Genomic DNA, 24,188 nt, shown 5'->3' on the forward strand with positions numbered 1-24,188 from the left:
GTTGTGGTCGATATATTGAGAGTATATTGTTTTGAGGGAGTTCGCGAAGAAAAAATAGCGCTACTATACTAATGTCATTCACGTGTTATAAGGCGTTAATTAAATATGTGTATATACATAGTTTCTCAGAGTGATGCGATGTTAGGTATGAGCTGTGTAACAACTAGAGGTGAGTGAAGGATGTTAACGTTTTTATTTGAGTTAGACAAGGCTATTCCGCAGAAGGATGAGCCACGGTATGTTGCTTATGCAAATGGCTTTATCGAAGGGGATTTAACGATTTGTGTGGGTGACAGAGTACTTTTTCAGAAGTCATGCATGAAGGTCGCAGAGCTCGGCATTTATTTAGGACAGTGGATGGAACAAGTTCAACACGGGCAGAACGTACATATGAATTATGAAACGGCTGACCGTGATGAGGTAATTCTCGGATTCTTCTATGAAGAGGACGATCAGTGGAGAGTTTCTTCCAGTTGGCAACAATTTGAACTTCAGGAGTGTGTATCTACTACAACATTAGTAGAGAGCGCTCAACGCTATTTGTATGAGCTAAATAAGGAACTGCGCGTGATAGAATATCCTGTGACGTTTGATCAGTACTTAAGAGGAGAGCGAATTATGCAGCTTTCTTACAAACGACTGTGTGAAAGTAAAGCGGACATGACGCCGATAGAGATTTACAATGGAAGCAAACAAGTAGGCGGAGTACGGGGTTATTATAAAAATACGTTGATGAAAGTGCTAGACTTCATTCCGAAAGTTGGTAGTAATATCAATTACGAAATAAAGGATAGTAAGGACAATATTCGCGTCATTGCAAAGGATATAAGTAGGCGGCGTCAAAGAAAGATTTTAGTAACGTACATCGATAATGATGAAGTAGAGCATGAAATAATTGTATGTGACGGAAAGCTATTGGATGCAAATTTCTTATTTACCTTTACATTTAAGAGAGAAGAATATGTTGTTCACAAAACTTCACTTGGGCTTGGAAAGTTATTAAGAAAAGGTTATGTAATCGCAGATTGGAATATTCGTTTTGAGGAAGATATGTATCACATTGAGATGAATGTATATGATGATAATCATATACAAGATCAATACTTACTATTAGGCGTATTCCATGCAGTTTTGTATGGGTGATAAAGTGAAACTTTAATCAGTGGGAGTCTTACTGCCTGCAAATAGCGAGATAAATGAGAAGTACCGGTATTCTTCATGGGAAGAATGCCGGTATTTTTTATGTGATTCTGGTGATTTTGTGTCCTTAATTAATCCTCAAAAATAAAAACCTCATCAATCGTACTATGAAGTGCCCTCGCTATATCATGAGCAAGTTGTAAGGAAGGATTATATTTTCCTTTTTCGAGGTGGCTAATCGTTTCACGACGTACACCAACCTTTTTCGCTAAATCTTCCTGCGTCATATGCACTCTGGCACGGTATTCTTTTATCTTCGTTACGAACGCCATGGTGCATCTTCCATTTCATCAACTGGTTTATCGTAAAAGAACATAGAGAAACCAAACGTAAGAATGAGTGTGCTGAAAATAATAGCAATATCAATTTCTTGTAAGGTCGGGTTTGGAAATAGCATTTCAATAAACATAATGATGGCGGTAGTAAGTAAAGTAACGATAAAAGCATTACGGCAAGATTTATTGACGATTTGTTCGAAAAGCTCATCGTGATGAACTTTTCTATATGTCGTGAAAAAGGAGAAGAAACAGAACATAGTAAACAAGCCTTTTTCATAAAAAAATCCGAGAAACCCAAAGAAACCGAGAAATCCTAAATATTTAATCCAAGTCGTTTTCACGATAGATTCTCCTTTAGATGTTATAAATAAATCACTATATGTTATAAATATATCACATATGGAAATTCATAGTAATAATAGTTTTGCGATTTATTTCATAATAATAGTAAAAAAGGTTAAATATTCTGTAAAATAAAAAGGGAAATATCGTAAAATGGTTGTAAGGAGGGGGAGGAAGAAATGTTAACTGGGATAATGATTGTTATAGTACTTGTAGTTATTACTGTAATTGGAACGGTGTTAATTGGGCGAAATGGTGATGCGAATTATAGTAAAGCGACAAAAGGAAATATTAAACGACTTACGATGATTTATATTATACTAGCCGTTGTTTTAATTATTGGATTAGGGGTGTACATTTATTTTAAAGGTTAAATAAACTGAAAAATGTAAAAATCTTAAAATAGAAGTATGCTATAATATCAATATAGTTATTTGGTAATTAAGGAAAGGATTGGATGTAATGATTGAAATTGTGAATGTGTCAAAAAGTTATAATGGATCTAACTACGCAGTAAAAGATTTAAGTTTATCTGTACCTAGCGGAGAAATCTTTGGGTTTTTAGGACCGAATGGTGCAGGTAAATCAACGACAATTAAGATGATTACTGGTATTCATGGGGTGGACAAAGGGACCATTACAATCAATGGTAAAGATATTATGAAAAATCCGATGGAAGCGAAGAAAACATTTGGCTATGTTCCAGATAGCCCGGATATGTTTTTACGATTAAAAGGGATCGAATATTTAAACTTTATGGCTGATATGTATGAAGTACCAAAGGAAGTAAGACAAGAACGAATAGAGTCTTTAGCGAAGAAATTTGATCTTTATAATGCTTTATCAGATCAAATTCAAAGTTATTCACACGGTATGAGACAAAAGATTGTTATTATCGGTGTGCTTTTACACGAACCGGATGTGTGGATTTTAGATGAGCCATTAACGGGGCTTGATCCGAAATCTGCCTATATTTTAAAAGAAATGATGAGAGAACATGCAGATAAAGGGAAGATTGTATTTTTCTCTACACACGTATTAGAAGTGGCGGAAAAAATATGTGACCGCGTCGCTATTATTAATAAGGGGAATTTGCAGTTTAAAGGAAATTTAAATGAAATGAGAGATCATTTTAAATCCAATGAATCACTTGAAAAAATGTTCTTGGAGATGACGGGCAATGAGTAAAATTTGGACGTTAACAAAGGTATTATTGAAATTAAATTATGCGGATTTTATAACAGATAAGAAGAAGCGATGGGCGTATTTATTTTCATTTGCAGCCATTTTATTTGTAGGATTTTTAATATTCGGTTCGATGACTCATGGAGTATATGAAGGAATGATACACCTCGGACAGAATCCAGGAATTGTTATTGCGATGGGATTAGCAGTTGCTAGTATATGGGTATTTTTGATGAGTATTATGAACATTTTAACAGTGTTTTACTATAGTAATGATGTTGAAATGTTACTACCGTTACCGTTAAAACCAGCGCAAATTATTTCTGCAAAGTTCTTTACAGTGTTAATTACACAATACGTAATGAGCTCGTTTATTTTATTGCCTATCTTTATTACTTACGGTTTAAAGAGTGGTGCTTTCATTACATATTACATTTATATGATTGTCATTTACTTATTCTTCCCGATCATTCCGCTAGTTTTAGCTTCGTTAATTATGACAATTATTATGAGGTATACGAATATAGCGAAAAATAAAGATCGAGGAAATATATTCATTGGAATTGTAAGTATACTATTTATCGTAGGAATTAATGTATTTATGCAATGGAGAAATAAAAGTGCAGTATCTGGAGCTGGAGATTCGGTTGCGAATTATCTTGCAAATAATGAATCCTCACTTTTCATACAAATGACAAATTATTTTCCAACTACATATTTTGGAGCGATGGGATTAGTAGAAAGTGCATCGTGGAAAGGCCTATTATACGTTCTTATTTACATGCTTATTTCTATCGCGTTTTTCGGGCTGTTTTATTACATTGCAGGGCGTACGTATTTGAAAGGGGTTATTGGGCTTTCAACGAGTACAGCAAAGAAAGAGGTAATGTCAGCAGAAGGTTTACAGAAATCAACGGTACAAAGTTCTCATTTAAAAGCATATGTGAAAAAAGAATTTAAAACGTTATTCCGCACGCCACAATTTTTCTTAAATTGTATTGTGCAAACTTTCGTTATGCCAATTATGCTGTTCTTTGTTTTATTTGTACAAGATGGAAATTTAAAATGGATTACGGAATATATTGATAATCCAGAATCAGCAGGTTTCGCAATTGGTGTTGGCCTTTGTGCATCCTTATTCTTAATGGGGAGTAACGTCATTGCAACGACGTCATTTTCACGAGATGGAAGCTCATGGTTTGTGAATCGTTATTTACCAGTAAAGGCTTCGGACATCTTTTTTGCGAAAGCAATAACTGCTTGGTTAATTAATGTGGTCATTTTAGCAGTATTCGGTATTACGATGGCAGTTGTAGCAGGTATTTCTCCAGTCTTTATGATACTTTGGTTCTTGCTAAGTGCGAACGGGTTATTGTTAATTAATTTAATTGGTACGCGCTGGGATGCACAAACTGCAGATATACATTGGGATACAGAACAAAAATTATTTAAGAGCCGATACACAACTTTGTGGAATTTTTTAGCTAATATTTTAATAGCTTTAATTATTGTAGCGGGAGTAAGTGTATTATACTTCTTCCTTCAAGTAGGACTATGGATTATGTTTATTGTTTTATTTGTAATGTTTACGATTGTAAATTATATCTTTATTAAAATTTTAAAATTAGGTGCAGAGCGTATATTGTCAAATATTCAATAAGAAGGTAGATCCTCTGTATTCGTGCAGAGGATCTACGTATAGATGGAGGAGAAAAGGTGAAGAAAATAGCAATTGTAACAGGGGCAACTCGTCTGAATGGAATTGGTGCAGCTGTATGCAAGGTGCTTGCTCAAAAGGGGATAGACGTCTTTTTCACGTACTGGCCTCGGTATGATAAAGCAATGCCGTGGGGAATGAATGATCAAGAACCCTTTTTGTTGAAAAAGGAAATTGAAAGTTACGGCGTTCGATGTGAAATGGCAGAAATCAACTTATCGCAGTCTTATTCGCCTAATCGTGTATTGTATATGGTATCAGAACGTTTAGGTGAGCCATCTATTCTTATTAATAATGCGGCGTATTCTACTCATACGAAAATTGAAGAGTTAGATGTAGAACAGTTAGATAAACATTATACGGTCAATGTTCGTGCTCCTATGTTATTAAGTTCATTATTTATGAAACATTTTTCACTTAAAATGAGTGGAAGTATTATCAATCTTACTTCTGGGCAGTCATTGGGACCAATGCCAGATGAACTGGCATATGCAGCAACAAAGGGAGCAATAGAAGCATTTACAAAGTCAGTTGCACCAGTTGCTATGGAGAAGGGGATTACAGTCAATGCTGTTGATCCAGGACCGACGAATACAGGATGGATTACAGAGGAATTACAGCATCATTTAGTATGGAAATTCCCGCAAGGTAGAGTCGGAGAATCGGTGGATGCTGCACGTTTAATTGCTTTTTTAGTAAGTGAAGAGGCGAAGTGGGTTACTGGGCAAGTCATTCATTCAAACGGTGGTTATTCATAAAAATATTATGTTAACAGGTGTTGAGAAACAAAAAAATTAGGAATTATTTTGTTTTTTTGTTTAAATAAAATGTCAAGAAAGATAAAAAATTGATAGGAGAGTATGTTGTCATTTGTAGATTGTAAATCTTCAAGTGACAATATACTCTTTTTCTTTTGCTACAGAGGAGAAAAATAAAGTAGAAGAAACTCGAATATTAAAATAAATTTATCGTTTTTTGTACGTATTATTATGAAGATTACTGTCGGAAAGATGGTGATTCGTATGAAAAGGGATTTTTTAAGGGGAAATCGAATCGTAAAGGGGAGGATAAATTATATAAACATAGGGGGATTTATATGAAAATGAAAAAGGTCGCTATCGCATCAGTAGCAATTGGTACAATGCTTACAATGGCAGCTTGTAGTACCTTCACAGATAAAGATGAAGCTAAGAAGGATCAAGCAACTACACAGAATGAAGAGCAATCAAAAACGACAAGTGCAGATGAAGCGTCAAAAACAACGAAAGATACTGAAAAAGACACAAATACTTCTTCAAACGAAAAAACAGATAAGGATGCAAAAAATACAAAGGAATCGTCAGGAACAGAAAGTAACGGCAAAACGTCAACTCAAAACGAGAATGTGAAAACAAAAGAAAAAGAGACGACAGGAAAAACAAATGATCAAACTACTAGCGGGAAAACAACAGATCAAAGCACAAGTACAAATAATAACGGAAAAACAACGAAAGATCCGAAGAAAAGTGTTGCTGTGAAAACAAGTGTAAAAGAAGTTGTTGCGTTAGTTGACAGCTTAGACAAGCAATTAGCTGCAAATCCTAAATTAGAAACAGTAAATAAACTTGGAAAACAAATTAATGAGAAGTGGGATGTAATTGAAAAAGATATAGAGGCATCACATCCAACTGAATACAAAACAATTGAACAAAGTTTGTATCCATTAATTATAAGAGCGGAAAAAGAAAAGATAGATGTTAATAAAATGAAGTCATTAACGACGAAAACGAAAAAAGATTTAAATCAGTTATTAACGAAACTTTCTTAGTTTCAAAAGCCTACTCGTGTGAGTAGGCCTTTTTAGTTTGTTGTACATTCTCGTTGGTTGTTAAGAAATAAAGAATTCATTTGGAAGGAACATCACAATGATAAAAAAGAATGCTAGCTATTAAAGATATTCTTTGATAGGAAGTCATATAAAACACTCTCTTGCATTTATATTTGCAATTTAGTAGTTTTTAAAGTTCATTGTTTTCTACAAAAATTTCATTTTGTAGTGAACTGAGAAACTAAAGTAAAGCAAGTATAATAAGAACTTTGATGAATTAGGGGGATATAAAGATGTTCGAAGATATATACGTGAAATTTCCACCAGTTGGTGAAGAGCATATTGAATTTCAATTCTTTTTAGAGGTAGAGGGAAAAGAATTTTATGAGTTTTATAAAAAAGAATACTTATCTGAGTATTTTCCTGAATATCAGGATACATACGAGGATTATTTAGAAAAGTTTTTATTACCGCATTTAAAAGAATTTAAGGAAATACGCTTGGGTCATGACTTATGGAATGGTGAAGGTGTGTGGATCGGTGTTGATTATAAGAATCAGAGTGGTGTTGCCAAAAGTTGATTTCCACTTTTATAAAGGTGCACTCTCTTATCGAAACTGGAATAAAAGAGCAGCTAGCAAAAGCTAACTGCTCAAATCTGTAATATCATTCCAAAAGTACTATTTATTCTTTTTCGTCTATTGCTCTTGCTGCAATTTTGACTTTAGAAAATGCACCACTGTTATTTTTAAATACAATCTGGTATCTACCATCAGGAAGCCAATCAGACCACTCAATGCTAAATTCATTAATAGTTTGTTGTCCAGGCTTTAACTTTCCGTTTGATAACCATCCACCTTTAGAATTGTATAAATCATAACTGAAAGTTTCATCACCAATATTTTTTATGAAAACTCTTAGATCCTTTCCGCCCTCATGATAAAACTTGAAAATTCCTGAACCATAAAAAGCATATTCTTCATTAGCTTCTAAAGCATATTGAATTGGCGGAAGTTGCGTTTTGTTAGACTCAGTAATTTTAGGACTTACATTTGTTTCTTCAGTTGCCGCGAATGTTGAAGTTTGACCTAAGCCGATAAGAGAAACAGCAATTACAGGGATAACTAAGAATTTTTTCAAGATAAACACTCCTTATGTTTTTTTAATTGAGAACTAATATCAAATAAATAATAACCAATTAAGATGAATAAATTAATAAATAAATGTTATGTTTTATAAAAGTAATCAATAATTTACAGATAACCAAACATATTGACAAAAGGTAATATAGAATTTTTGCATAGAAACTTAATAAAATAATCCTTTTACTCAAAAAAAGATTGCCTGTATACTAAGAGGCAATCTTTTTTGAGTTGTTTGTAATGGTTAAGTACAGGTTTTAAATATTATTTAGTGTTATTTCTACTCTCCAAAACCTGCTCCATATTATTAGTCGCCCATTCCATCATTAAAAGGATAATTGGACGTAATGACTCGCCAAGTTCAGTTAACGAATATTCTACTTTAGGGGGCACTTCACGATATACCTCCCGATGTACGATGCCATCTGCTTCAAGTTCTCTAAGTTGAAGTGTTAACATTCTCTGGGTGATATTAGGTTTTAATCTTTTTAATTCATTAAATCGTTTTTTACCATCTAACAAATGATAAAGAATAACCCCTTTCCATTTCCCACCAATAACCTCGACGATAGCTTCTACGGGACAAGAATATTTATTTAAAAATGGATAATTTATATCATCTTCTTTTGAACTAATCATAAAAATACTCTCCCTTAACAATAGTATCTTTTTTGATACTATAGCACATAAATGTGCGTACTTGTAATGTTGATACTTAAAAAATATAATTTAGTTGAATAATAAATTAATGAAAAGAGGATTTTTTATGACTAACACAAAACAAAAAATTATGGAAGCTTTTAACTTTAGACATGCGTGTAAAGAGTTTGACCCTATGAAGAAAATTTCAGAAGATGATTTTGAGTTTATTTTAGAAACAGGAAGATTATCTCCTTCTTCTTTTGGATATGAGCCTTGGAAATTTATTGTGGTACAAAATAAAGAATTGAGAGAAAAACTATTACCATATTCATGGGGAGCAGGTGGGCAGCTTTCAACAGCAAGTCATTTTGTCATTGTTCTTTCAAGAAACATCAAAGATATGCACTATGATGCAGAGTATATTCAGCACATGATGAAAGATATTATTGGATTGCCTGAAGAAGCTCAACAGATGAGATATGAATTCTTCAAAAAATTCCAAGAATCGGATTTTAAATTGTTAGACTCCGAACGTGCTGTATTTGATTGGTCATCAAAGCAATCTTATATTGCTTTAGCTAATATGATGACTAGTGCAGCTCAAATCGGTATTGATTCTTGTCCAATGGAAGGGTTCGATAAAGAAAAAGTAGATTCTTTACTTCGTCAAGAAGGAATTTTAAAAGATGATAATCTTGAGGTATCAGTTATGGTTGCATTCGGATACCGTAAAGGAGAACCAAAATTTAATAAAACAAGACAAACTATGGATACTATTGTTGAATGGATTTAATAAGATAAATTTGTATCCGTATAACGAAAAAAAACGCTATCCTTTCTATAGAAAGGATAGCGTTTTTTTATGTCTCTTTTTAAATTTAACGAGTTACAATTATTTGCACAGGAAATTCAATGTTTTTTGTCCCATATCGCTAAAGATATTGGGTTTGTACAGCGAATGAGCATGTAGCAGGTCCTTTGGATTCTTTTTTATTTTAGCGAGAATACTTAGTGAATAGTTGAATTGCTTTTTCAGGTACATAGAATTTCCCGTTGCTTTCTACAACAACACTTCCTAATTCATAATCTTTTCCACCGATATAGATAATGTTTTTATTAACAAACAATTTTGCCGATGTATTATTGCGTTTTACTACAAGCACCGGGTTTCGTGCATCTTTTTTGTCAATCGTTACAGTTGCACCAATTTGTTTAAAGGCTGTTTCAGCATCTAAGAATAATTTCTTAGTTATTTCTCCTAATTGAAAGCCCATTGCTTTGGCCATTATTTTCGCAATGTCTGTATTTTGGACTAAACCGTATGGCTTTTGAGGACCGTAAGAGTATAAGAATACATCTTCACCCGTATGACCACCAGTTGTAAAACCGATGTTCGCACGGTTGGCCAATAATTTAGTAAGGATTGGACCTACATCAGTTTTCTTTTGTGCGGCTTTTAACTTTTCTCTTTCATCATTAGTTAGGTTGTCTAAACCGTAAAGAGCAGCTACTTCTTTTATATTAGATAAATCATCTTTTAGTTTATTTGTAGCACCTTCAAGTGTCATTTTTGCCTTTTTCAGTGGGCCTATGTAAGCTGATACTGGTGTAGTATCATAGCTTTTTGTGGTATTGCTGTTGCCAATGGAAATACCGCTATTACCATGATCTGCTAAAGCAATGACCATAGTGTTACCATCTTTCTTCGCAAATTCTAATGCTTCGGTAACCGCATCATCAAACGCCAATACATCGCTAATCATCCCGATTGGATCATTTGCATGTGCTGCCCAATCTGCCTTACTGCCTTCTACGAATAAGAAGAAACCATCTTTATTTTTTGATAATGTTTGAATTGCTTTTCTCGTCATCTGGGAAAGAGTTGGCTGCTCAGGATTGGTTATTCTACGATCCATATCGAACGCAAGGGCAGTATTAGAGAAAGAACCCCAGATTTTATTTGCTTTGGAGTTTAATAACGCATATTTTGTTTCGACAAAGTCGTACCCTTTGTCTTGAATTACTTTTACTAAATCTTCGTTGTCTTTACGAGTTCCATTGCTTGTTGTAGGCTGAAGTGCTGCCTTTCCACCACCTAATACAACTTCTATATTTTGATAAATTTGCTGTTCACCAAGTACTTCGAAATTTTTACGGTTAGCATGGTGGGCAGAGAAACTAGCCGGAGTAGCATGTTGAATTTCTGATGTAGCAATGATTCCTGTCGCGCGGCCGGAACGTTCTGCGCCTTCTAAGACGTTGGCAACTGGACGAAACTTGCATTCTTCTTTCACTGGTTCTAAGCCAGGTGAATTCACAACAGAAGGTAATACGCCCACGTAGCCTGAATTAGATTTATTTCCAGTCGCTAAAGCTGTGGCTGCCGGTGCAGAGTCCGTAATAGCGGATTCTGCCGAATACGTACGAACACCTCCGGATACAATTTGATCTAGTGCAAGAGGTGAACCTTTGTACCACCGGGCTAATGTTGTAGCAGAAGAGCTTGTCCCATCTATAACCATGAAAATTACATTTTTAGGTTGCTTTCCTACTTTTTTCACCTCAGCTTTTACCTCGTTATCGTTCATTATGCTTCCTGCTGCTAATGAACCTAGTGCTACCGTTCCCGCTAATGTTAGTCCCATTATTTTTTTTCGAAGAGTAGTCATTGTGGTTCCTCCATAGGTCGTTTTAGATATCCCAATCTAACGTTCGTATGTAAACAAGATTTATTATTAGTAGTACCCTATTGCAACGAAACTAACAATAACTATGGGGTCAAAAAGTTAAATTTAAGCTACTTACTCAGCAATCGCTTCTCCTCATATAAAACCTTTGTGCACCCTTAGTTGTACGGTATTTCTTATAAAAAGAATCTTCTTTTTATTTTAGGGGAAACATTTAAAAAAGGACGGTGGGAAAATGACAATTGATCGAGTTTGTACAATTGGGCCGGCAAGTAATAATGAAGAAACATTAGCGCAGTTAATAAACAATGGTATGAAAATTGTTAGGTTGAATTTATCACATGGCACGCATGAAAGTCATAAAGACATCATTCGTTTAGTGAAATCGTTAGACGATTCTATTAAAATTCTAGGGGATGTACAAGGTCCTAAAATAAGATTGGGTGAAATGAAAGAGGAACAAATTACACTTGAAGCAGGGGAGTTATTTATTTTACATACCCATCCAGTACAAGGGGATAAAGAAGAAGCAAGTGTTGATTATGTAGGGATCGCGAATGACGTGAAAGTTGGAAGTAGAATTCTTATTAATGATGGAGAAGTTGAGTTAATCGTTGAAAAGATAAGTACGGAAAAAATAGAAACGAGAATAAAAACAGGTGGAAATATTGCCTCTCATAAAGGGGTAAACTTACCAGGTGCAATTGTTAGTTTACCAGCTATTACAGAGAAAGATAAAAAAGATATTCAGTTTCTTTTAGAAGAGAATGTTGATTTTATTGCTTGTTCCTTTGTGCGAAAACCTAGTCATATAAAGGAAATACGAGATTTTATACAAGAGCATAAAGAAAATTCACCTAATTTAATTGCAAAAATAGAAACGATGGAAGCTATCGAGAATTTTCAAGACATATGCAAAGAAGCGGATGGAATTATGATCGCAAGGGGAGATTTAGGTGTGGAATTGCCGTATCAATTTATTCCACTGTTACAAAAAATGATGATTCGTGAGTGCAATCGAACGAATACATATGTAATTACAGCGACACAAATGCTTCAATCTATGGTAGATCACTCTATTCCTACAAGAGCAGAGGTGACTGATGTATTTCAGGCTGTATTGGACGGAACGAATGCTGTTATGCTTTCTGCTGAAAGTGCGTCAGGGGATCATCCAATCGAAAGTGTGAAAACATTACGTCTCGTTTCCGAATTCGCGGAGCATGTGAAAAAAGATGGGACTTTTGCGATGAAAGATGTACTGGAATTGCTGCATAAGTCACTTTAGTTTATATAGAAAAATTTATATCTCGTCCTAAAAACGTATGGAAATGAACCAGGATAGGAGGTGCCATTTTAGTATTTACTTACAGATTGAAAGGTGGCATATCTGCTTCCTATATGAAAGAATCATTATGGAACATGGAGGTCTTTCGAAAAGCAAAAGGAGGATTTTAAATTAGTTAATCCAATTATCTAATTTAAAATATGTTCATTCCTATTCATAAATGATATCCTTATAGTTGAATACTTTTGCTGAATCAGCAAGAATTTGTTGTTCTTTCTGTATGAATTCAACTTTTTTATGGAAAGATATGTTAGTAAGTGTGTAATTTGAACGTTTTATTTTTTAGAGTATGATAGGAGGAGAATGAATATGGAAGCAATTGAAGTAGGCGAAATTTTTAGTCTTACCGATGAGAATAATGAAGAACAGGAAGTTGAAGTGCTTGGAGCGATGGATGTCGAAGGAGCAGAATACATTGCGGTTGCCTTTGTAGCAGACATTCAAACAGAAACTGAGGAAGACATTGATATCTTCTTTTTAAAAGTAGAAGAAGATAATGAATTCTCATACATAGAGAATGACGAGGAATTTGAAAAAGTATCTGCGGCGTTCGAGAAGATTATGGACGAGCAAGAACAAGAATAATAATAAAAAGAGTTAGAAAAAAGAGGGAGATGCATATCTGCCCTCTTTTTTTGTATATGGTTGAAAATCACATTTATAGCAATCGATAATTCTATTATGTAAACTGAATGACTCTTTATTTATGCACTAGAAAAACCACCCAAATGAGGGTGGCGCTTATTATATATAGTTATTAAATGTGTTATTTTCTAAGGAAGAGAGGGGAATCTTCACTTCACTACCTTCTTTCATATTTCGCAGTACTACTGTTTCTGTAACAATTTCCTCTTCGCCAATTATAAGCACATACGGGATATTTTCTTTATTTGCATAGTTTAGGGCACGTTTCAATTTACGTCCAGCTAGTTCAATTTCGACTTTTAAGGAAGTAGTAGAGCGCAATTGCTGGGCGATCTGTAAACATTGTAATTCTGTCCCGAGTGGAATGATAAAAAGATCCGCTGTAGATGATGTGGTTTCTTTCTGTGATAGAGCGGTATAAATAACATCTAAACCGAATGAAATACCGACTGTTGGATAATTCATATTATCACCACGGAAGGCTCCGATAATATTATCGTAACGACCGCCGCTACCGATGCTAGATGTGATCGTGCCATCTTTTAGAAAGATTTCATACACAGTGCCTGTATACATTGTGAGTCCTCTTGCTAAAAACGGATTGAATATCGTATTTTCATTTATTCCGAGAGCGAGTAAGTATCGCTGTAATTGTTGCAATTCGTTTACTCCATCGGTAACAAGTGTATTATTGAAAGTTTCTTTAAAGTCGGCAATAGTAAGCTTTAGGCAAGATAAAACGGTATTACATATTGTATCGGTCATTTCTACAGAAATTCCACGCTCCAATACATCTTTTCGTACACCATCAATCCCAATCTTTTCGATTTTGTCTAATGATAAAATTACGTCACTCGTTAATTCGGTAGGGATGTTAATAGACTGGAGAATACCATTTAATAATTTTCGATTATTATATTGAATCGTTACTTCTAAGTTTAACGTTCGGAACAGTTCAAATGCCATGCTCATGAGTTCAGCTTCGGCCATGACTGATTCTACACCGACTATATCAACGTCGCATTGTATAAACTCACGAAATCTTCCTTGTTTAATCGGACCATCTCGAAATACTTTCCCGATTTCATAACGTTTAAAAGGGAGGCGAATATTCGGATTCATCGCCACGACTTTTGCGAATGGGATTGTTAAATCGTAACGTAAGGCAAGATCGCGTTTTCCTTGATCCTTAAGTGTATATATTTCTTTTAAAATTTCATCGCCACCACCGTACTTGTAAGACATAAGCTCATACATATTTAACGTTGGTGTCTCTAACGGTTTACAGCCATAACGTTCAAACGTATCCTCACAAGCTCTTTTAATTTTATTTCGTAGTACTTGTTCCTCTGGTAAATAGTCTTTTGTCCCTTTTACATTTTTCATTTCCATCATAATCACTCCTCTTTTAAATTAAAAAAAGCTATGCAGGTATAAAAATACCCACATAGCTTTATGAACGCTTCATGGGTCAACAGGAAAAGCCCTGTACCCACGAAGAAAAATTTTTCTTCGGATACACGGCGTTACGTATGATGATGAAGTTGGAAAGAAGTATTAAAATTTGGCATTACAAATCTCTCCTTAACATAAGTTTTTCCAAATTATATCAGATGATTTTTGAATTATCAATATTTTTAGTTTTGAAATATACGTGAAGTTAGGTAGGAGGAATGGAAAAGGGTGTATAATATAATAAAACTTAATAATATGAAATAACCTTTTAAGGAGACCGCTATGAAAAAAGATAAAACTAATGCGATGCGAATATTAGATAAAGAAAAAATTGAATATTCGATGATGTCATATGATCCGGACGATGGGAAAATTGATGGCGTATCAGTGGCCGAGAAAATTGGCCGAGAAGTGAGGGAAGTATATAAAACGTTAATCGCTCAAGGGAATAGTAAAAATTATCACGTTTTTATCATTCCAGTAGATGAGGAACTAAATTTAAAAGCTGCCGCAAAAGCAGTAAGTGAAAAGAAAATTGAAATGATTCCAGTAAAAGATATTACGAAAGTGTCAGGATATATTCGCGGCGGTTGTTCACCAGTAGGAATGAAGAAGTTACTTTCTACATGTATTGATGAAAGCGCCCAATTGCTTGATACGATGATAGTAAGTGGCGGAAAAATCGGTATACAAGTTGAGTTGAAAGTGGATGACTTGGCGAAAGTGACGAGAGCGCAGTTTGGTGAGATAACGAAGTTCTAGTTTTATTAAATTCAGATAATAATTTATAGGATAGTTAGTCCATTATGAGGGCTGATTATCCTTATTTATTTACATAATGAATGAAATAAATAAGGATTGAATATTTAGTTTAATCAGAATGAATACAACATCTAAAGAAATATGATAAAAGGTTGGTGGTCCTCCATGCCCATCAACCTTTTATTATGAAGTAACACCAGAACGTATTATATTATTGTTTTTTATTAACAGACATAAAAAAGATTTATTTTTATTGATAATTAACAAACACTATTATAAAATGTTAGCATATATATAAACAAAATTAATATTTGTTTGATTCTATCGAAGAGATAGGAAGGGTTAATAATAATAAAATAATGGGTATATCACCTACAAAGAGCCGCGAAAAGAATGGGGACAGTACGGAAAAGATGCTTTCGTAAAAAAACAAAAAATAAAAACTATTTGTTCTTGAAGAAAAGTGACTAGAAAAGTTACAACCATATGGAGAATAAGGTTATACGAAAAAAAGTCTTAAAAGGGGGACGAAATTATGGAACAAAGAAAGTTTTCAGTAACACCTCAAGATCGAATGAATTATATATTAGGTCTTTATTCTGCAGATCAACAAATTAATGCAGTTCTTTATTTTCCTGTAGGTATATCAAAGGAAATACTTGAACAATCAGTAAGGATAACGTTACAATTGCAGCCCGTTTTGAACAGCCGGTTTGTAGAAAATGATATTCCTTACTGGGAGGAACATTCATCTGCCACTAACTCACCTATTTGCCTTTTTACAGAAGGAAATGATCAAGAATTTGAAATAATGGCAATAGATTTTATTAAGGAACCTGGTGATCGTATTCAGGGGCCTATGGTTCAAACAAAATTATTACGAGGCACTACAACAGACATGTTAGTTGTGAAATTATCTCATCTATGTTCAGATGGTGCAGGGGTCAAGGAATATATTAATTTGCTTGGAGCAATTTACACTCAACTTTCCTTGGGACAATCTAAGAATCAAATTATAAAGGAGTTTGGTGAGGGAAATGAGAGTTTTCGAGATCAATCACATGTATTCAAATATGCTGGAATATCGGACATAAAAAGTGCGTATCGTCCTAACCAAGAACAACAGGCATCGTTATGGTCTTTTCCATCTCAACCCAACAAAAATAAATCCCCCCAAATGTCCGTACGGCGGTTGAGCCATGAGCAATCTCTACGTCTAACCCAATGGACAAAAGCACAACAGGCTACCTTGAATGATGTAATCATGACTGCATACTTCCGAGCTTTATCACATTTCACTGTGTATGCAGAACCTCGCACCGCAGAAAGAATGATCGGTTTAACAATTGATTTACGTCGATATCTGCCTAATTATACAACTGGTGCTATTTGTAACTTATCTGGCATAGAAATGCCAGTGATTAAAATGGAGGATGATGAATCATTTAATCAGACTCTCCTTCGAATTAAACAATCAATGGATAAAATAAAGTCTCAAAATCCAGGTCTTTCTTCAGCAGCAGGAATGGAGTTACTGGCAGGTATGAAGCTATCTGTGGTGAAGGAAATGTATAGTCAGCAATACGAACAGGCTTTACAGATGGGGATGGCATTGCCATTACTGACAAATTTCGGGGTGATCGCTGATGAACCTATTCAGTTTGGCGAAGTTCAAGCTGAGGACGGGTATATGACATCACCCATTATGTATGCGCCATTCTTTTCAATGGGTGCAAGCATTTATAATGGAAGGCTTACATTTACGATTGGTTATCATACACCGGATACATCAAAAGAAAAGGTAGACAAATTTTTAGAAAGTGTTGTTAATCAACTACCATAAATAAAAGAGAATATAGCGCAAAAATTTCTAGCAGGATTGTATTTTAAGGACTCGTCCCATGTACGGCTAGTCTCTTTTATAAACTATACATTTACCAGACAGGCCTTACTCCTGATAAAAATTTATCTTCGCTTACTTCATAAAATATTTTTGTTAGATCTACTCTGATAATTTGCATTTGTTCAGCACCTATCTTTATGTTTCATATTTATGGAAAATCGTAGTGAAAAACAATTTGCACCGCGAGAAAAACAAGATATATCGACATAAAAGTACTAAAAAAGAGCTGATTTAAACTAAACTTTGAATCAGCTCTTTTTATTATTTTTTGAAATGTTTCATACCTATTATTCATAATAGGTGTACCCTCCATGCCAATCAACCTAGGTTTTTAATATATCCTCAAAACGAAAATTTTATATCGCTACAGTTATTTATGAGAATTCAGCTCGTTTTTTTCGTTTTTGGGAAGAGCATATTTCTTAAGTTGATGGGTATTTGGCGATACCCCTATAAAATCTATGACCTAAATATAAGCTCATTGGAGCTTCTTTTTATTTTGGACGGATGTTTCCTAACGGTTGTTGTGGGCTAATATAGTTTAGTATATATATATTTTTTTTTAATAAAATTCATTATAAAATGGTTTTTTTTATTGAATACCCTTTTAAAAGCGAACATTCTTTGAGTGTTAAAGGGTAATGTTCATATTTTTATTGCGTATTCACTAATAGTTTGTTATATTACCAATATAATAATTTTAAATATCATCACTCGTATATACTCGGTAATATGGTCCGAGCGTTTCTACCTAGTTCCCAATGAAAGAACTGGACTACGGGTTAAAGTATTCGGTCGTTCTGTGTAATGAGCGCTACCGATCTATAATTTAGCATTCTCCTTACCTTTTGCTGAATTCACTTTGACTACCGTAGTTCTAGAAAGTAGAGATTCTTCTACAATTTCTAGAACTTTTTTCTTTGGACCAAAACCTCGAGTATATAAAACAACAAGAGAAAGAGGAGAGATTATTTATGAAGAACAATATGTTGAAAAAATGTGCGGCTCTAGCAACTACTATTACATTGTCATTCTCAATACTTGCGGGGTGTAATGCGAGTCCAAAACAAGCTGTTGAGGCAAAAAGCGATCAAAAACCTATCTTAATTCAAGGTCCAATGCCGATAGAAGCTGAAAAATTTGCAAAAAGGTTAAAAAATGTGAAAGAAGAAAAGTCTGGAACTTTCGTATTTTATAAAGGAACTGTCGATAATTATCCTGTAATCGTAGCGAAAACAGGTAAAGGAATGGAAAATACAGCAGCCGCTACAGCAGTGGCTATTGAAAAATATAAGCCTATAGCGATTATTAACCAAGGAACTTCAGGTGGACACGATCCAAACTTAAACGTATTTGATATTGTTTTAGGAAAAAAAGTGGCAAACATAGGTTCATTAAAAACAACAAATATGGATGAGAACCAAGGAATTGAGCCGACAAAATGGATATCTATGGACTTAATGGCCTCTGAAGGGAGTGCGGGAGAAGATCCAAATGCTGAGAAAGTCCGATACTACGAGGGAGATAAGGATTTACTTGCAGCGGCGAATGCGGTAAAAGATAAATACACAAAAGGTAAAGTGGTGGAAGGTACGATTGGTTCAGCAGACGTTTGGAATAATGAAGTTGATAGAATTAAGTGGTTCCATACAAAATACGGTACGTCTGTAGAAGAAATGGAAGGTGCTGCAGCAGCACAAATCGCAAAAGCTTATGACGTACCATTCTTAGGGATTCGAGTATTATCTAACAATAAAACAAACGGCGGAAAATACAACCCAAATACAGCAGCGGCCAATCAAGAATATGTATATGAAGTAGTTAAAAAGTATATAGATTCGATGCCAAATAAATAAGTAAATAAAGGTAGTTCTATTCTCAACATAAACATTAAGTAACTACAAAATTTTTCGAGACAGATAGATCTATATTAGGATTAGTAGTTGGAAAAGAAAAGCTTGTTTCTTATTTGAAAAAGATAAGAAACAAGCTTTTTTATGTAATTTTTTTTATGAACTATTCAATAAATATGTATAATTGCATAAAAAAATTGAAGTTTATAAGTTATCATTAAACTACTTTTTACTGTAAGAGAATATTTTAATAGTCTTTACTAGAGAAGAATATTCTTTGTGAAAATAAAAATTGTTTATGTAATTGAAGAAACTGAAATTTAGGAGAACAGTATGAAAAAGAAACTATGTACATAGGCTTTTTTGATTAATGAATTCAAATTATATTTTAAAGGGGAAATGGGTATATGAAGTTCCGAAACACAAAACTTGCTATGGTTACACTATCTTCATTTTTTATTTTAGGTTCTGCATCTCTATCATTCACAGATATCATACATGGTGAAGTAGTTTCTGCATCTCCACAAGTAGATACGTTTTCAGCACAAGAGATTACTGTAAAAAACTATGACGATACATATTATAATAACGCTATAGGAAAAACGGGTTTAGAATTAAAGAAGGAACTTCATAATGTTATTGATAATCATACAAAGATATCATACAGTGCGGTTTGGGAAGCGCTAAGAGATACTGATGAAGATCCAAATAATAAAAATAATGTGTTGCTCTTATATACTGGGCGTTCGCAAGGGAAATTTACGAATGGTTCAGGAGTTGATAACTGGAACCGAGAGCATGTTTGGGCAAAATCTCACGGTGATTTTGGAACGGCTGCAGGACCTGGAACAGATCTACATCATTTAAGAGCGACGGATGTATCTGTAAATAGTTCACGTGGAAATCTGGATTTTGATAATGGTGGTATGAATCATTCGGAAGCGACAGAATGTAAATATGATAGTGATTCTTGGGAACCTCGTGATAGTGTAAAAGGGGATATCGCTAGAATGCTGTTTTACATGGCTGTTCGTTACGAAGGAGACAACGGTGAAATAGATTTAGAACTAAATGAAAAGGTGAATAACAACAAAGATCCATACATGGGGAAACTATCTGTTTTATTAAAATGGAATGAACAAGACCCTGTCGATGATTTAGAGCGAAAGCGTAATGAAGTGATTTTTACAAAATATCAACATAATCGCAATCCTTTTATTGATCATCCTGAATGGGTAAATAAAATTTGGGACTAAGATTTTTAAAGAATTTTTAGTGACATTATACTTTGACAGAAGGGATTGATCATTATGATCAATCCCTTCTTATATCTATGCTAGAATAAATGGTTTTCATAGGAGTGGAATAGATTATAATAAAGCTTTTTACTTAAAGCAATAGTTTCAAGTGGTAAGCTTTATTTTCCTTCATTTGTATATGACTTTCACCGCACATACAAATTATTGCAACATTAGACAGGGAAACGAAAAAAATCCAAGAATATGTAATATAAAAAGAAAAGAGGGAAAGAGATGTGGAAAACTACGGATCTATGTGATGAATTTGAAAAGGAATTACAAATATGTCGCCAGTCTTTTCAATCTTATGGAAAGAAAGAACAATTCTATGGGAAAATCGCAACGGTAAAAGTGAAGGATGATAATGTACTAGTAAAAGAGGGATTACAAACACTGCCGGAAGGTACAGTATTAGTTGTTGATGGCGGAGCTTCTAAAAATTGTGCGTTACTCGGTGATAATTTGGCAGCTATTGCAGAAGAAAGAAACTTAGCAGGGATTATTGTAAATGGGTATGTTCGTGATGCTAGTGAATTAAAAAATATTAATATTGGTATTGTAGCGTTAGGGACAATGCCAAATAGAAGTGTAAAAGAAGGAAAAGGAGAAAGAAATATTCCGGTGCAATTTGGTGAAGTTAAATGGAAGCCGAATGAATATGTTTATGTAGATGAAGATGGGATTATTGTTAGTGATAAAAGCTTATATAGTGAGGGATGACTTCTATTAATGGAAGCTTATTAAACTATTATTCTTAGAAAATAAATCTGATAAAGCATGGACAAAATTCTTTGTCAATAGTAAAATAATACAGAAAATCAAAATTTGCAGAATGTATAGGTTTATCGTTTTACGATAAAGTGAAACTTTAATCAGTGGGGATTTTGTTCATCCCCACTCATTATTAGCCTTCACCAATCGGGCATTTACGGGCAGCCCGACCCCGACCTAACTTCTTTGCTTTCGCTGAATTTGAGGTGGGGGTCTTACTGCTCGGCGAATAGCGGGATAACTTGAAAAGGGAGTAAATTTTGCCTAGAAAAGTGAATGTTATCACAATGGTGCGTTCATAATCGAAATTATTTTTCCTATACAAATATAGCCGCGAATAATGCGGGTAGGAGGTGTTGTGCATTTTGTTCGACACTTACAAAAAGAGAGTGTCAATCACACGCCCTTAAAGGGTCTTTTTTTGTGTAAATGTTAGTAAAGGGAGGGAATTTTGGAATGGCAATGTTAAAGAAATGGCTGCTTACATCATTAATGGCAGTGGCACTTGTATTTGTTTCTTTTGCGAATACAGTACATATTACGTTTGCTGAAGGAAAGACAGCGAAACTTGCAATTATTGGTGAATCACAAAAAGGAATTATGTTATGTCCGAAAGAAGTTTCCATTGAAGATGGAGAAACAGCTTTTAGTTTGCTACAAAAAGTTATGGGTGACAAAGTAGCATCTGAAAGTATGTCATTTGGAACGTATATAAAGGGCATCGATGGATTAATGGCCGGAGCAACGAGCGGTTGGTTGTATGATGTAAATGACAAATCTGCAGAAGTTGGGGCGGATAGTTATAAATTAGAGTCTGGGGATGTTGTTGCATTTCGTTACGTCGCAGACTGGAGCAATATGAGTCAAGAAACGTTGCAACAAACGTTGGATAAATTTGGCACTTGTAAAACTGTAGAAGAGCCAAAGACAGAGGAACCGAAAACAGAAAAACCAGATGGTAAAACAGAGGAACCAAAACCAGAAGAACCAGATGGTAAAACAGAAGAACCAAAACTAGAAGATAAAACAACAGAACAACCAAAGCAAGAGAAAGTCGAAATTTCAGCTACACAATTAAACGAAGCGATTTCTAAAACGTCAGAAAAGATGTTACAAGATGGAATTGGTAGTGATTGGGTTGCGATTGGACTTGCTCGTTCAGGTGTAAATGTTCCACTTGAAACGAAAATAAACTATGTTCAGCCAGTAGCTGAAAAGGTTAAGAAGCGTTTAAATCGTTTTTCAGCAACAGATTTAGCTAGAACGATTATTATGATGAATGCAATGAATGTAGATCCTACAAAGGTAGAGGGACAAAATTTAGTACAAAATTTATTTGAATCAGATAAAGTGAATTCTGTTACAGGATACGCATTTACATTACTTGCATTAGATACAAAGAAATATGAGGTTCCGGCCGAAGCGAAATGGAATCGAGCTAATTTAGTACAAGCACTTTTAAACTCGCAGCATACAGACGGTGGCTGGACGTATGATAGTTCAAGTAGTAAAGAAAGTGCTAGTAGCGTTGATGTAACAAGTATGGTATTAGCAGCATTAGCTCCTTATCAAGATCAAGCAGATGTAAAGCCATCTATCCAAAAAGCTGTTGATTATTTATACAAGCAGCAGCTAGGTAATGGTGGTTTTGCCGCTGATGGACAAGAGAATTCTAATAGTACTGCACAAGCGATTATTGGACTATCGCTAGTTAAAGATGTAGATCACGATCGTCTTAATAAAGCGGTACAAAATTTAATGTCATACCAGCTTCCAAATGGTGAGTTCAAATGGTTACCGAGTGATCAAAAAGGTAGCGGAATGGCTACAGAGCAAGCATTTTTAGCGTTACTTCAGTTTAAAGATTTTGGGAAATCGATTTATGATTGGTCAAATGTAGTAGAGAATGAAATCGATACGAAACCAATTGTAGAGCCAGAGACAACTGTAGAAGAAAAAGAAGTTGTAGAACAGCCAAAACAACAAGAAGAGTTACAAAAACAACCAAAAGATGAAAATCTAAAAGTTGTTGTAGATAACGAACGAGTTAATAAAGAAACAAACAAGAATAAGAATCAATTACCACAAACAGGAGCATCTTCTCATAGTGCAGCAACAGAAGTAGGTATGGGTGTATTATGTATTGCTTCTGCATATGTATTATGGAGACGTAAAGCAGCTTAACAAAAATTAGGAGCAATCATTTGCTCCTAATTTTATTATAAAAGTGAGAGCCAATAATGAGTGGGGATGAACAAAATCTCCACTCATTAAAGTTTCACTTTAATATGAAAGGTGAGGACAGCATGAGTAAGATGAAATGGTTCATTTCTTTAATTCTTTCATTGGGATTATTAGCCGGATGTGAAGAAACGGCTGTAAAGCCTGAGAAGAAGGCAGAACCGAAGCAAGAAGAGCAAAAAGAAGTAGCGAAACAGGAAGAACAAAAAGATATACCGAAACAGGAAGAGAAACAAGCTGAACCGGAGCAGAAACCACAAGAAGAGCAGAAAGATAAACAAGAACAAAAAGTAGAAGAGAAACAAAAAGAAGAAAAAGCGCAGGCACAACCGGAAGTAAAAAAAGAAGAGCAACCAAAGGAACAGCCTGCTGCAAATAAACAACCAGAACAACAAAAAGTACAAGAAGAGAAACCTCAGCAACCGAAAGCACCAGAAGTAAAAGAAGAAGCAAAGGTTGTTAATCAGCCGAAAGAAACACCAAAGCAGGAGCAAAAGGAAGATCCGAATAAAGAGGAGAAAACGGTACCGACTCCGGCAGTAACAACTCCTGAACCACCAAAACCAGATCCAGTACCAGTACCGAAACCGCAACCGAAACAAGTTACTATCTCCGTAAAAGGAAATGAAGGATACTTATTAGGTGCGAAAAAGGTTGATGTACAAGAAGGCGACACTGTTTATAGTGTGCTAACGGGCACAGGATTAGAGATTGATGCAATGGGCTCTAAAGGTGATATTTATGTAAAAGGTATTAATAATTTATATGAAAAAGATGTTACTGCTACTAGTGGATGGAAATATCGTGTGAACGGTGCTTTTCCAAACTATAGTGCTGGTGTAGTAAAAGTAAAACCAGGAGATACAATCGAGTGGGTGTTTGTATTAAAATAGGAAAGGATCTTCGGTAAAG

The 24,188-nt window shown here is 34.6% G+C and carries 23 protein-coding genes and 1 riboswitch; of the genes, 17 read left to right on the forward strand and 6 right to left on the reverse strand.

Features of this window, described 5'->3' with window-relative positions; translation table 11 throughout:
• Positions 1-180 precede the first annotated feature (180 nt).
• On the forward strand, positions 181-1,143 hold the full coding sequence (locus tag QCI75_RS10795) for a tubby C-terminal domain-like protein (protein ID WP_353760432.1): 963 nt from the start codon (positions 181-183) through the stop codon (positions 1,141-1,143).
• Positions 1,144-1,271: 128 nt separating this feature from the next.
• On the opposite strand, the gene QCI75_RS10800 is transcribed toward QCI75_RS10795, so the two are convergent.
• The gene (locus QCI75_RS10800; protein WP_144506633.1) at positions 1,272-1,472 is read right to left on the reverse strand and encodes a helix-turn-helix transcriptional regulator; all 201 of its coding nucleotides are present in this window, start codon (positions 1,470-1,472) and stop codon (positions 1,272-1,274) included.
• Positions 1,460-1,819, reverse strand: coding sequence for a DUF3796 domain-containing protein (locus QCI75_RS10805; RefSeq protein WP_144506632.1), 360 nt, complete (start codon positions 1,817-1,819; stop codon positions 1,460-1,462). Before QCI75_RS10805 ends, QCI75_RS10800 begins: the two co-directional genes overlap by 13 nt.
• Before the next feature lie 180 nt (positions 1,820-1,999).
• Between QCI75_RS10805 and QCI75_RS10810 the strand changes: the two genes are divergently transcribed.
• From QCI75_RS10810 to QCI75_RS10835, 6 genes are all read left to right on the forward strand, one after another.
• Positions 2,000-2,194, forward strand: coding sequence for a hypothetical protein (locus tag QCI75_RS10810; protein ID WP_144506631.1), 195 nt, complete (start codon positions 2,000-2,002; stop codon positions 2,192-2,194).
• An 88-nt stretch (positions 2,195-2,282) separates the two neighbouring features.
• Positions 2,283-3,008 (forward strand): ABC transporter ATP-binding protein, encoded by a 726-nt coding sequence (locus QCI75_RS10815; protein WP_144506630.1) that lies wholly within the window; start codon positions 2,283-2,285, stop codon positions 3,006-3,008.
• The gene (locus tag QCI75_RS10820) at positions 3,001-4,665 is read left to right on the forward strand and encodes a putative ABC transporter permease subunit (RefSeq protein WP_144506629.1); all 1,665 of its coding nucleotides are present in this window, start codon (positions 3,001-3,003) and stop codon (positions 4,663-4,665) included. The genes QCI75_RS10815 and QCI75_RS10820 overlap by 8 nt, the downstream gene beginning before the upstream one ends.
• Before the next feature lie 56 nt (positions 4,666-4,721).
• Entirely contained in the window at positions 4,722-5,480 is a 759-nt protein-coding gene (locus QCI75_RS10825) for an SDR family oxidoreductase (RefSeq protein WP_144506628.1), read from the forward strand.
• Positions 5,481-5,818: 338 nt separating this feature from the next.
• Positions 5,819-6,529: a hypothetical protein gene (locus QCI75_RS10830; RefSeq protein ID WP_144506627.1), complete on the forward strand. Its 711-nt coding sequence runs from the start codon at positions 5,819-5,821 to the stop codon at positions 6,527-6,529.
• Between the two features lie 293 nt (positions 6,530-6,822).
• Complete coding sequence (locus tag QCI75_RS10835) at positions 6,823-7,110, forward strand: hypothetical protein (RefSeq protein ID WP_353760433.1); 288 nt, start codon at positions 6,823-6,825, stop codon at positions 7,108-7,110.
• Between the two features lie 103 nt (positions 7,111-7,213).
• On the opposite strand, the gene QCI75_RS10840 is transcribed toward QCI75_RS10835, so the two are convergent.
• Together QCI75_RS10840 and QCI75_RS10845 are read right to left on the reverse strand one after the other, a co-directional pair.
• Positions 7,214-7,669 carry a hypothetical protein gene (locus QCI75_RS10840; RefSeq protein WP_144506626.1) on the reverse strand — a complete coding sequence of 152 codons (456 nt, stop codon included), beginning with the start codon at positions 7,667-7,669 and terminating at the stop codon, positions 7,214-7,216.
• Positions 7,670-7,935: 266 nt separating this feature from the next.
• Complete coding sequence (locus QCI75_RS10845; RefSeq protein WP_000625800.1) at positions 7,936-8,310, reverse strand: winged helix-turn-helix transcriptional regulator; 375 nt, start codon at positions 8,308-8,310, stop codon at positions 7,936-7,938.
• Positions 8,311-8,419: 109 nt separating this feature from the next.
• On the opposite strand from QCI75_RS10845, the gene QCI75_RS10850 reads away from it, so the two are divergent.
• A complete protein-coding gene (locus tag QCI75_RS10850) occupies positions 8,420-9,106 on the forward strand; it encodes an NAD(P)H-dependent oxidoreductase (protein WP_425290586.1) in 687 nt (228 codons plus the stop codon).
• 202 nt (positions 9,107-9,308) lie between these two features.
• Here QCI75_RS10850 and QCI75_RS10855 read toward each other — a convergent pair whose 3' ends face one another.
• Positions 9,309-10,982, reverse strand: coding sequence for an alkaline phosphatase (locus tag QCI75_RS10855; RefSeq protein ID WP_353760434.1), 1,674 nt, complete (start codon positions 10,980-10,982; stop codon positions 9,309-9,311).
• A 253-nt stretch (positions 10,983-11,235) separates the two neighbouring features.
• On the opposite strand from QCI75_RS10855, the gene QCI75_RS10860 reads away from it, so the two are divergent.
• A complete protein-coding gene (locus tag QCI75_RS10860) occupies positions 11,236-12,288 on the forward strand; it encodes a pyruvate kinase (RefSeq protein WP_144508618.1) in 1,053 nt (350 codons plus the stop codon).
• 363 nt (positions 12,289-12,651) lie between these two features.
• On the forward strand, positions 12,652-12,933 hold the full coding sequence (locus QCI75_RS10865) for a DUF1292 domain-containing protein (protein WP_186320988.1): 282 nt from the start codon (positions 12,652-12,654) through the stop codon (positions 12,931-12,933).
• A gap of 159 nt (positions 12,934-13,092) precedes the next feature.
• Here QCI75_RS10865 and QCI75_RS10870 read toward each other — a convergent pair whose 3' ends face one another.
• Positions 13,093-14,388, reverse strand: a complete 1,296-nt coding sequence (locus QCI75_RS10870) for a histidine--tRNA ligase (RefSeq protein WP_353760435.1) — start codon at positions 14,386-14,388, stop codon at positions 13,093-13,095.
• 342 nt (positions 14,389-14,730) lie between these two features.
• Here QCI75_RS10870 and ybaK point away from each other — a divergent pair, with 342 nt between their 5' ends.
• From ybaK to QCI75_RS10905, 7 genes are all read left to right on the forward strand, one after another.
• Positions 14,731-15,210 (forward strand): Cys-tRNA(Pro) deacylase, encoded by a 480-nt coding sequence (gene ybaK, locus QCI75_RS10875; protein ID WP_144508615.1) that lies wholly within the window; start codon positions 14,731-14,733, stop codon positions 15,208-15,210.
• A 535-nt stretch (positions 15,211-15,745) separates the two neighbouring features.
• Complete coding sequence (locus QCI75_RS10880; RefSeq protein ID WP_353760436.1) at positions 15,746-17,053, forward strand: condensation domain-containing protein; 1,308 nt, start codon at positions 15,746-15,748, stop codon at positions 17,051-17,053.
• 754 nt (positions 17,054-17,807) lie between these two features.
• Positions 17,808-17,911: riboswitch (purine riboswitch) on the forward strand.
• Positions 17,912-18,087: 176 nt separating this feature from the next.
• Positions 18,088-18,969 (forward strand): 5'-methylthioadenosine/S-adenosylhomocysteine nucleosidase, encoded by an 882-nt coding sequence (locus tag QCI75_RS10885; RefSeq protein ID WP_144509076.1) that lies wholly within the window; start codon positions 18,088-18,090, stop codon positions 18,967-18,969.
• 404 nt (positions 18,970-19,373) lie between these two features.
• Positions 19,374-20,222: an endonuclease I family protein gene (locus QCI75_RS10890; protein ID WP_144509075.1), complete on the forward strand. Its 849-nt coding sequence runs from the start codon at positions 19,374-19,376 to the stop codon at positions 20,220-20,222.
• A gap of 276 nt (positions 20,223-20,498) precedes the next feature.
• Positions 20,499-20,984: a ribonuclease E activity regulator RraA gene (gene rraA / locus QCI75_RS10895; protein ID WP_353760437.1), complete on the forward strand. Its 486-nt coding sequence runs from the start codon at positions 20,499-20,501 to the stop codon at positions 20,982-20,984.
• Positions 20,985-21,464: 480 nt separating this feature from the next.
• Positions 21,465-23,219: a DUF4430 domain-containing protein gene (locus QCI75_RS10900; protein WP_353760438.1), complete on the forward strand. Its 1,755-nt coding sequence runs from the start codon at positions 21,465-21,467 to the stop codon at positions 23,217-23,219.
• A gap of 122 nt (positions 23,220-23,341) precedes the next feature.
• Positions 23,342-24,169 carry a DUF4430 domain-containing protein gene (locus tag QCI75_RS10905; RefSeq protein ID WP_353760439.1) on the forward strand — a complete coding sequence of 276 codons (828 nt, stop codon included), beginning with the start codon at positions 23,342-23,344 and terminating at the stop codon, positions 24,167-24,169.
• Positions 24,170-24,188: the final 19 nt, after the last annotated feature.

The sequence above is a fragment of the Bacillus cereus group sp. RP43 genome (assembly GCF_040459645.1).
Lineage (GTDB): Bacteria > Bacillota > Bacilli > Bacillales > Bacillaceae_G > Bacillus_A > Bacillus_A mycoides_C.

Coding starts and splice junctions, on each gene's coding strand:
- QCI75_RS10795 (WP_353760432.1), top strand. CDS start 181: ATGTTAACGTTTTTATTTGAGTTAGACAAGGCTATTCCGCAGAAGGAT.
- QCI75_RS10800 (WP_144506633.1), bottom strand. CDS start 1,472: ATGGCGTTCGTAACGAAGATAAAAGAATACCGTGCCAGAGTGCATATG.
- QCI75_RS10810 (WP_144506631.1), top strand. CDS start 2,000: ATGTTAACTGGGATAATGATTGTTATAGTACTTGTAGTTATTACTGTA.
- QCI75_RS10815 (WP_144506630.1), top strand. CDS start 2,283: ATGATTGAAATTGTGAATGTGTCAAAAAGTTATAATGGATCTAACTAC.
- QCI75_RS10820 (WP_144506629.1), top strand. CDS start 3,001: ATGAGTAAAATTTGGACGTTAACAAAGGTATTATTGAAATTAAATTAT.
- QCI75_RS10830 (WP_144506627.1), top strand. CDS start 5,819: ATGAAAATGAAAAAGGTCGCTATCGCATCAGTAGCAATTGGTACAATG.
- QCI75_RS10835 (WP_353760433.1), top strand. CDS start 6,823: ATGTTCGAAGATATATACGTGAAATTTCCACCAGTTGGTGAAGAGCAT.
- QCI75_RS10845 (WP_000625800.1), bottom strand. CDS start 8,310: ATGATTAGTTCAAAAGAAGATGATATAAATTATCCATTTTTAAATAAA.
- QCI75_RS10850 (WP_425290586.1), top strand. CDS start 8,420: ATGAAAAGAGGATTTTTTATGACTAACACAAAACAAAAAATTATGGAA.
- QCI75_RS10855 (WP_353760434.1), bottom strand. CDS start 10,982: ATGACTACTCTTCGAAAAAAAATAATGGGACTAACATTAGCGGGAACG.
- QCI75_RS10860 (WP_144508618.1), top strand. CDS start 11,236: ATGACAATTGATCGAGTTTGTACAATTGGGCCGGCAAGTAATAATGAA.
- QCI75_RS10865 (WP_186320988.1), top strand. CDS start 12,652: ATGAATATGGAAGCAATTGAAGTAGGCGAAATTTTTAGTCTTACCGAT.
- QCI75_RS10870 (WP_353760435.1), bottom strand. CDS start 14,388: ATGATGGAAATGAAAAATGTAAAAGGGACAAAAGACTATTTACCAGAG.
- ybaK (WP_144508615.1), top strand. CDS start 14,731: ATGAAAAAAGATAAAACTAATGCGATGCGAATATTAGATAAAGAAAAA.
- QCI75_RS10880 (WP_353760436.1), top strand. CDS start 15,746: ATGGAACAAAGAAAGTTTTCAGTAACACCTCAAGATCGAATGAATTAT.
- QCI75_RS10885 (WP_144509076.1), top strand. CDS start 18,088: ATGAAGAACAATATGTTGAAAAAATGTGCGGCTCTAGCAACTACTATT.
- QCI75_RS10890 (WP_144509075.1), top strand. CDS start 19,374: ATGAAGTTCCGAAACACAAAACTTGCTATGGTTACACTATCTTCATTT.
- rraA (WP_353760437.1), top strand. CDS start 20,499: ATGTGGAAAACTACGGATCTATGTGATGAATTTGAAAAGGAATTACAA.
- QCI75_RS10900 (WP_353760438.1), top strand. CDS start 21,465: ATGTTAGTAAAGGGAGGGAATTTTGGAATGGCAATGTTAAAGAAATGG.
- QCI75_RS10905 (WP_353760439.1), top strand. CDS start 23,342: ATGAGTAAGATGAAATGGTTCATTTCTTTAATTCTTTCATTGGGATTA.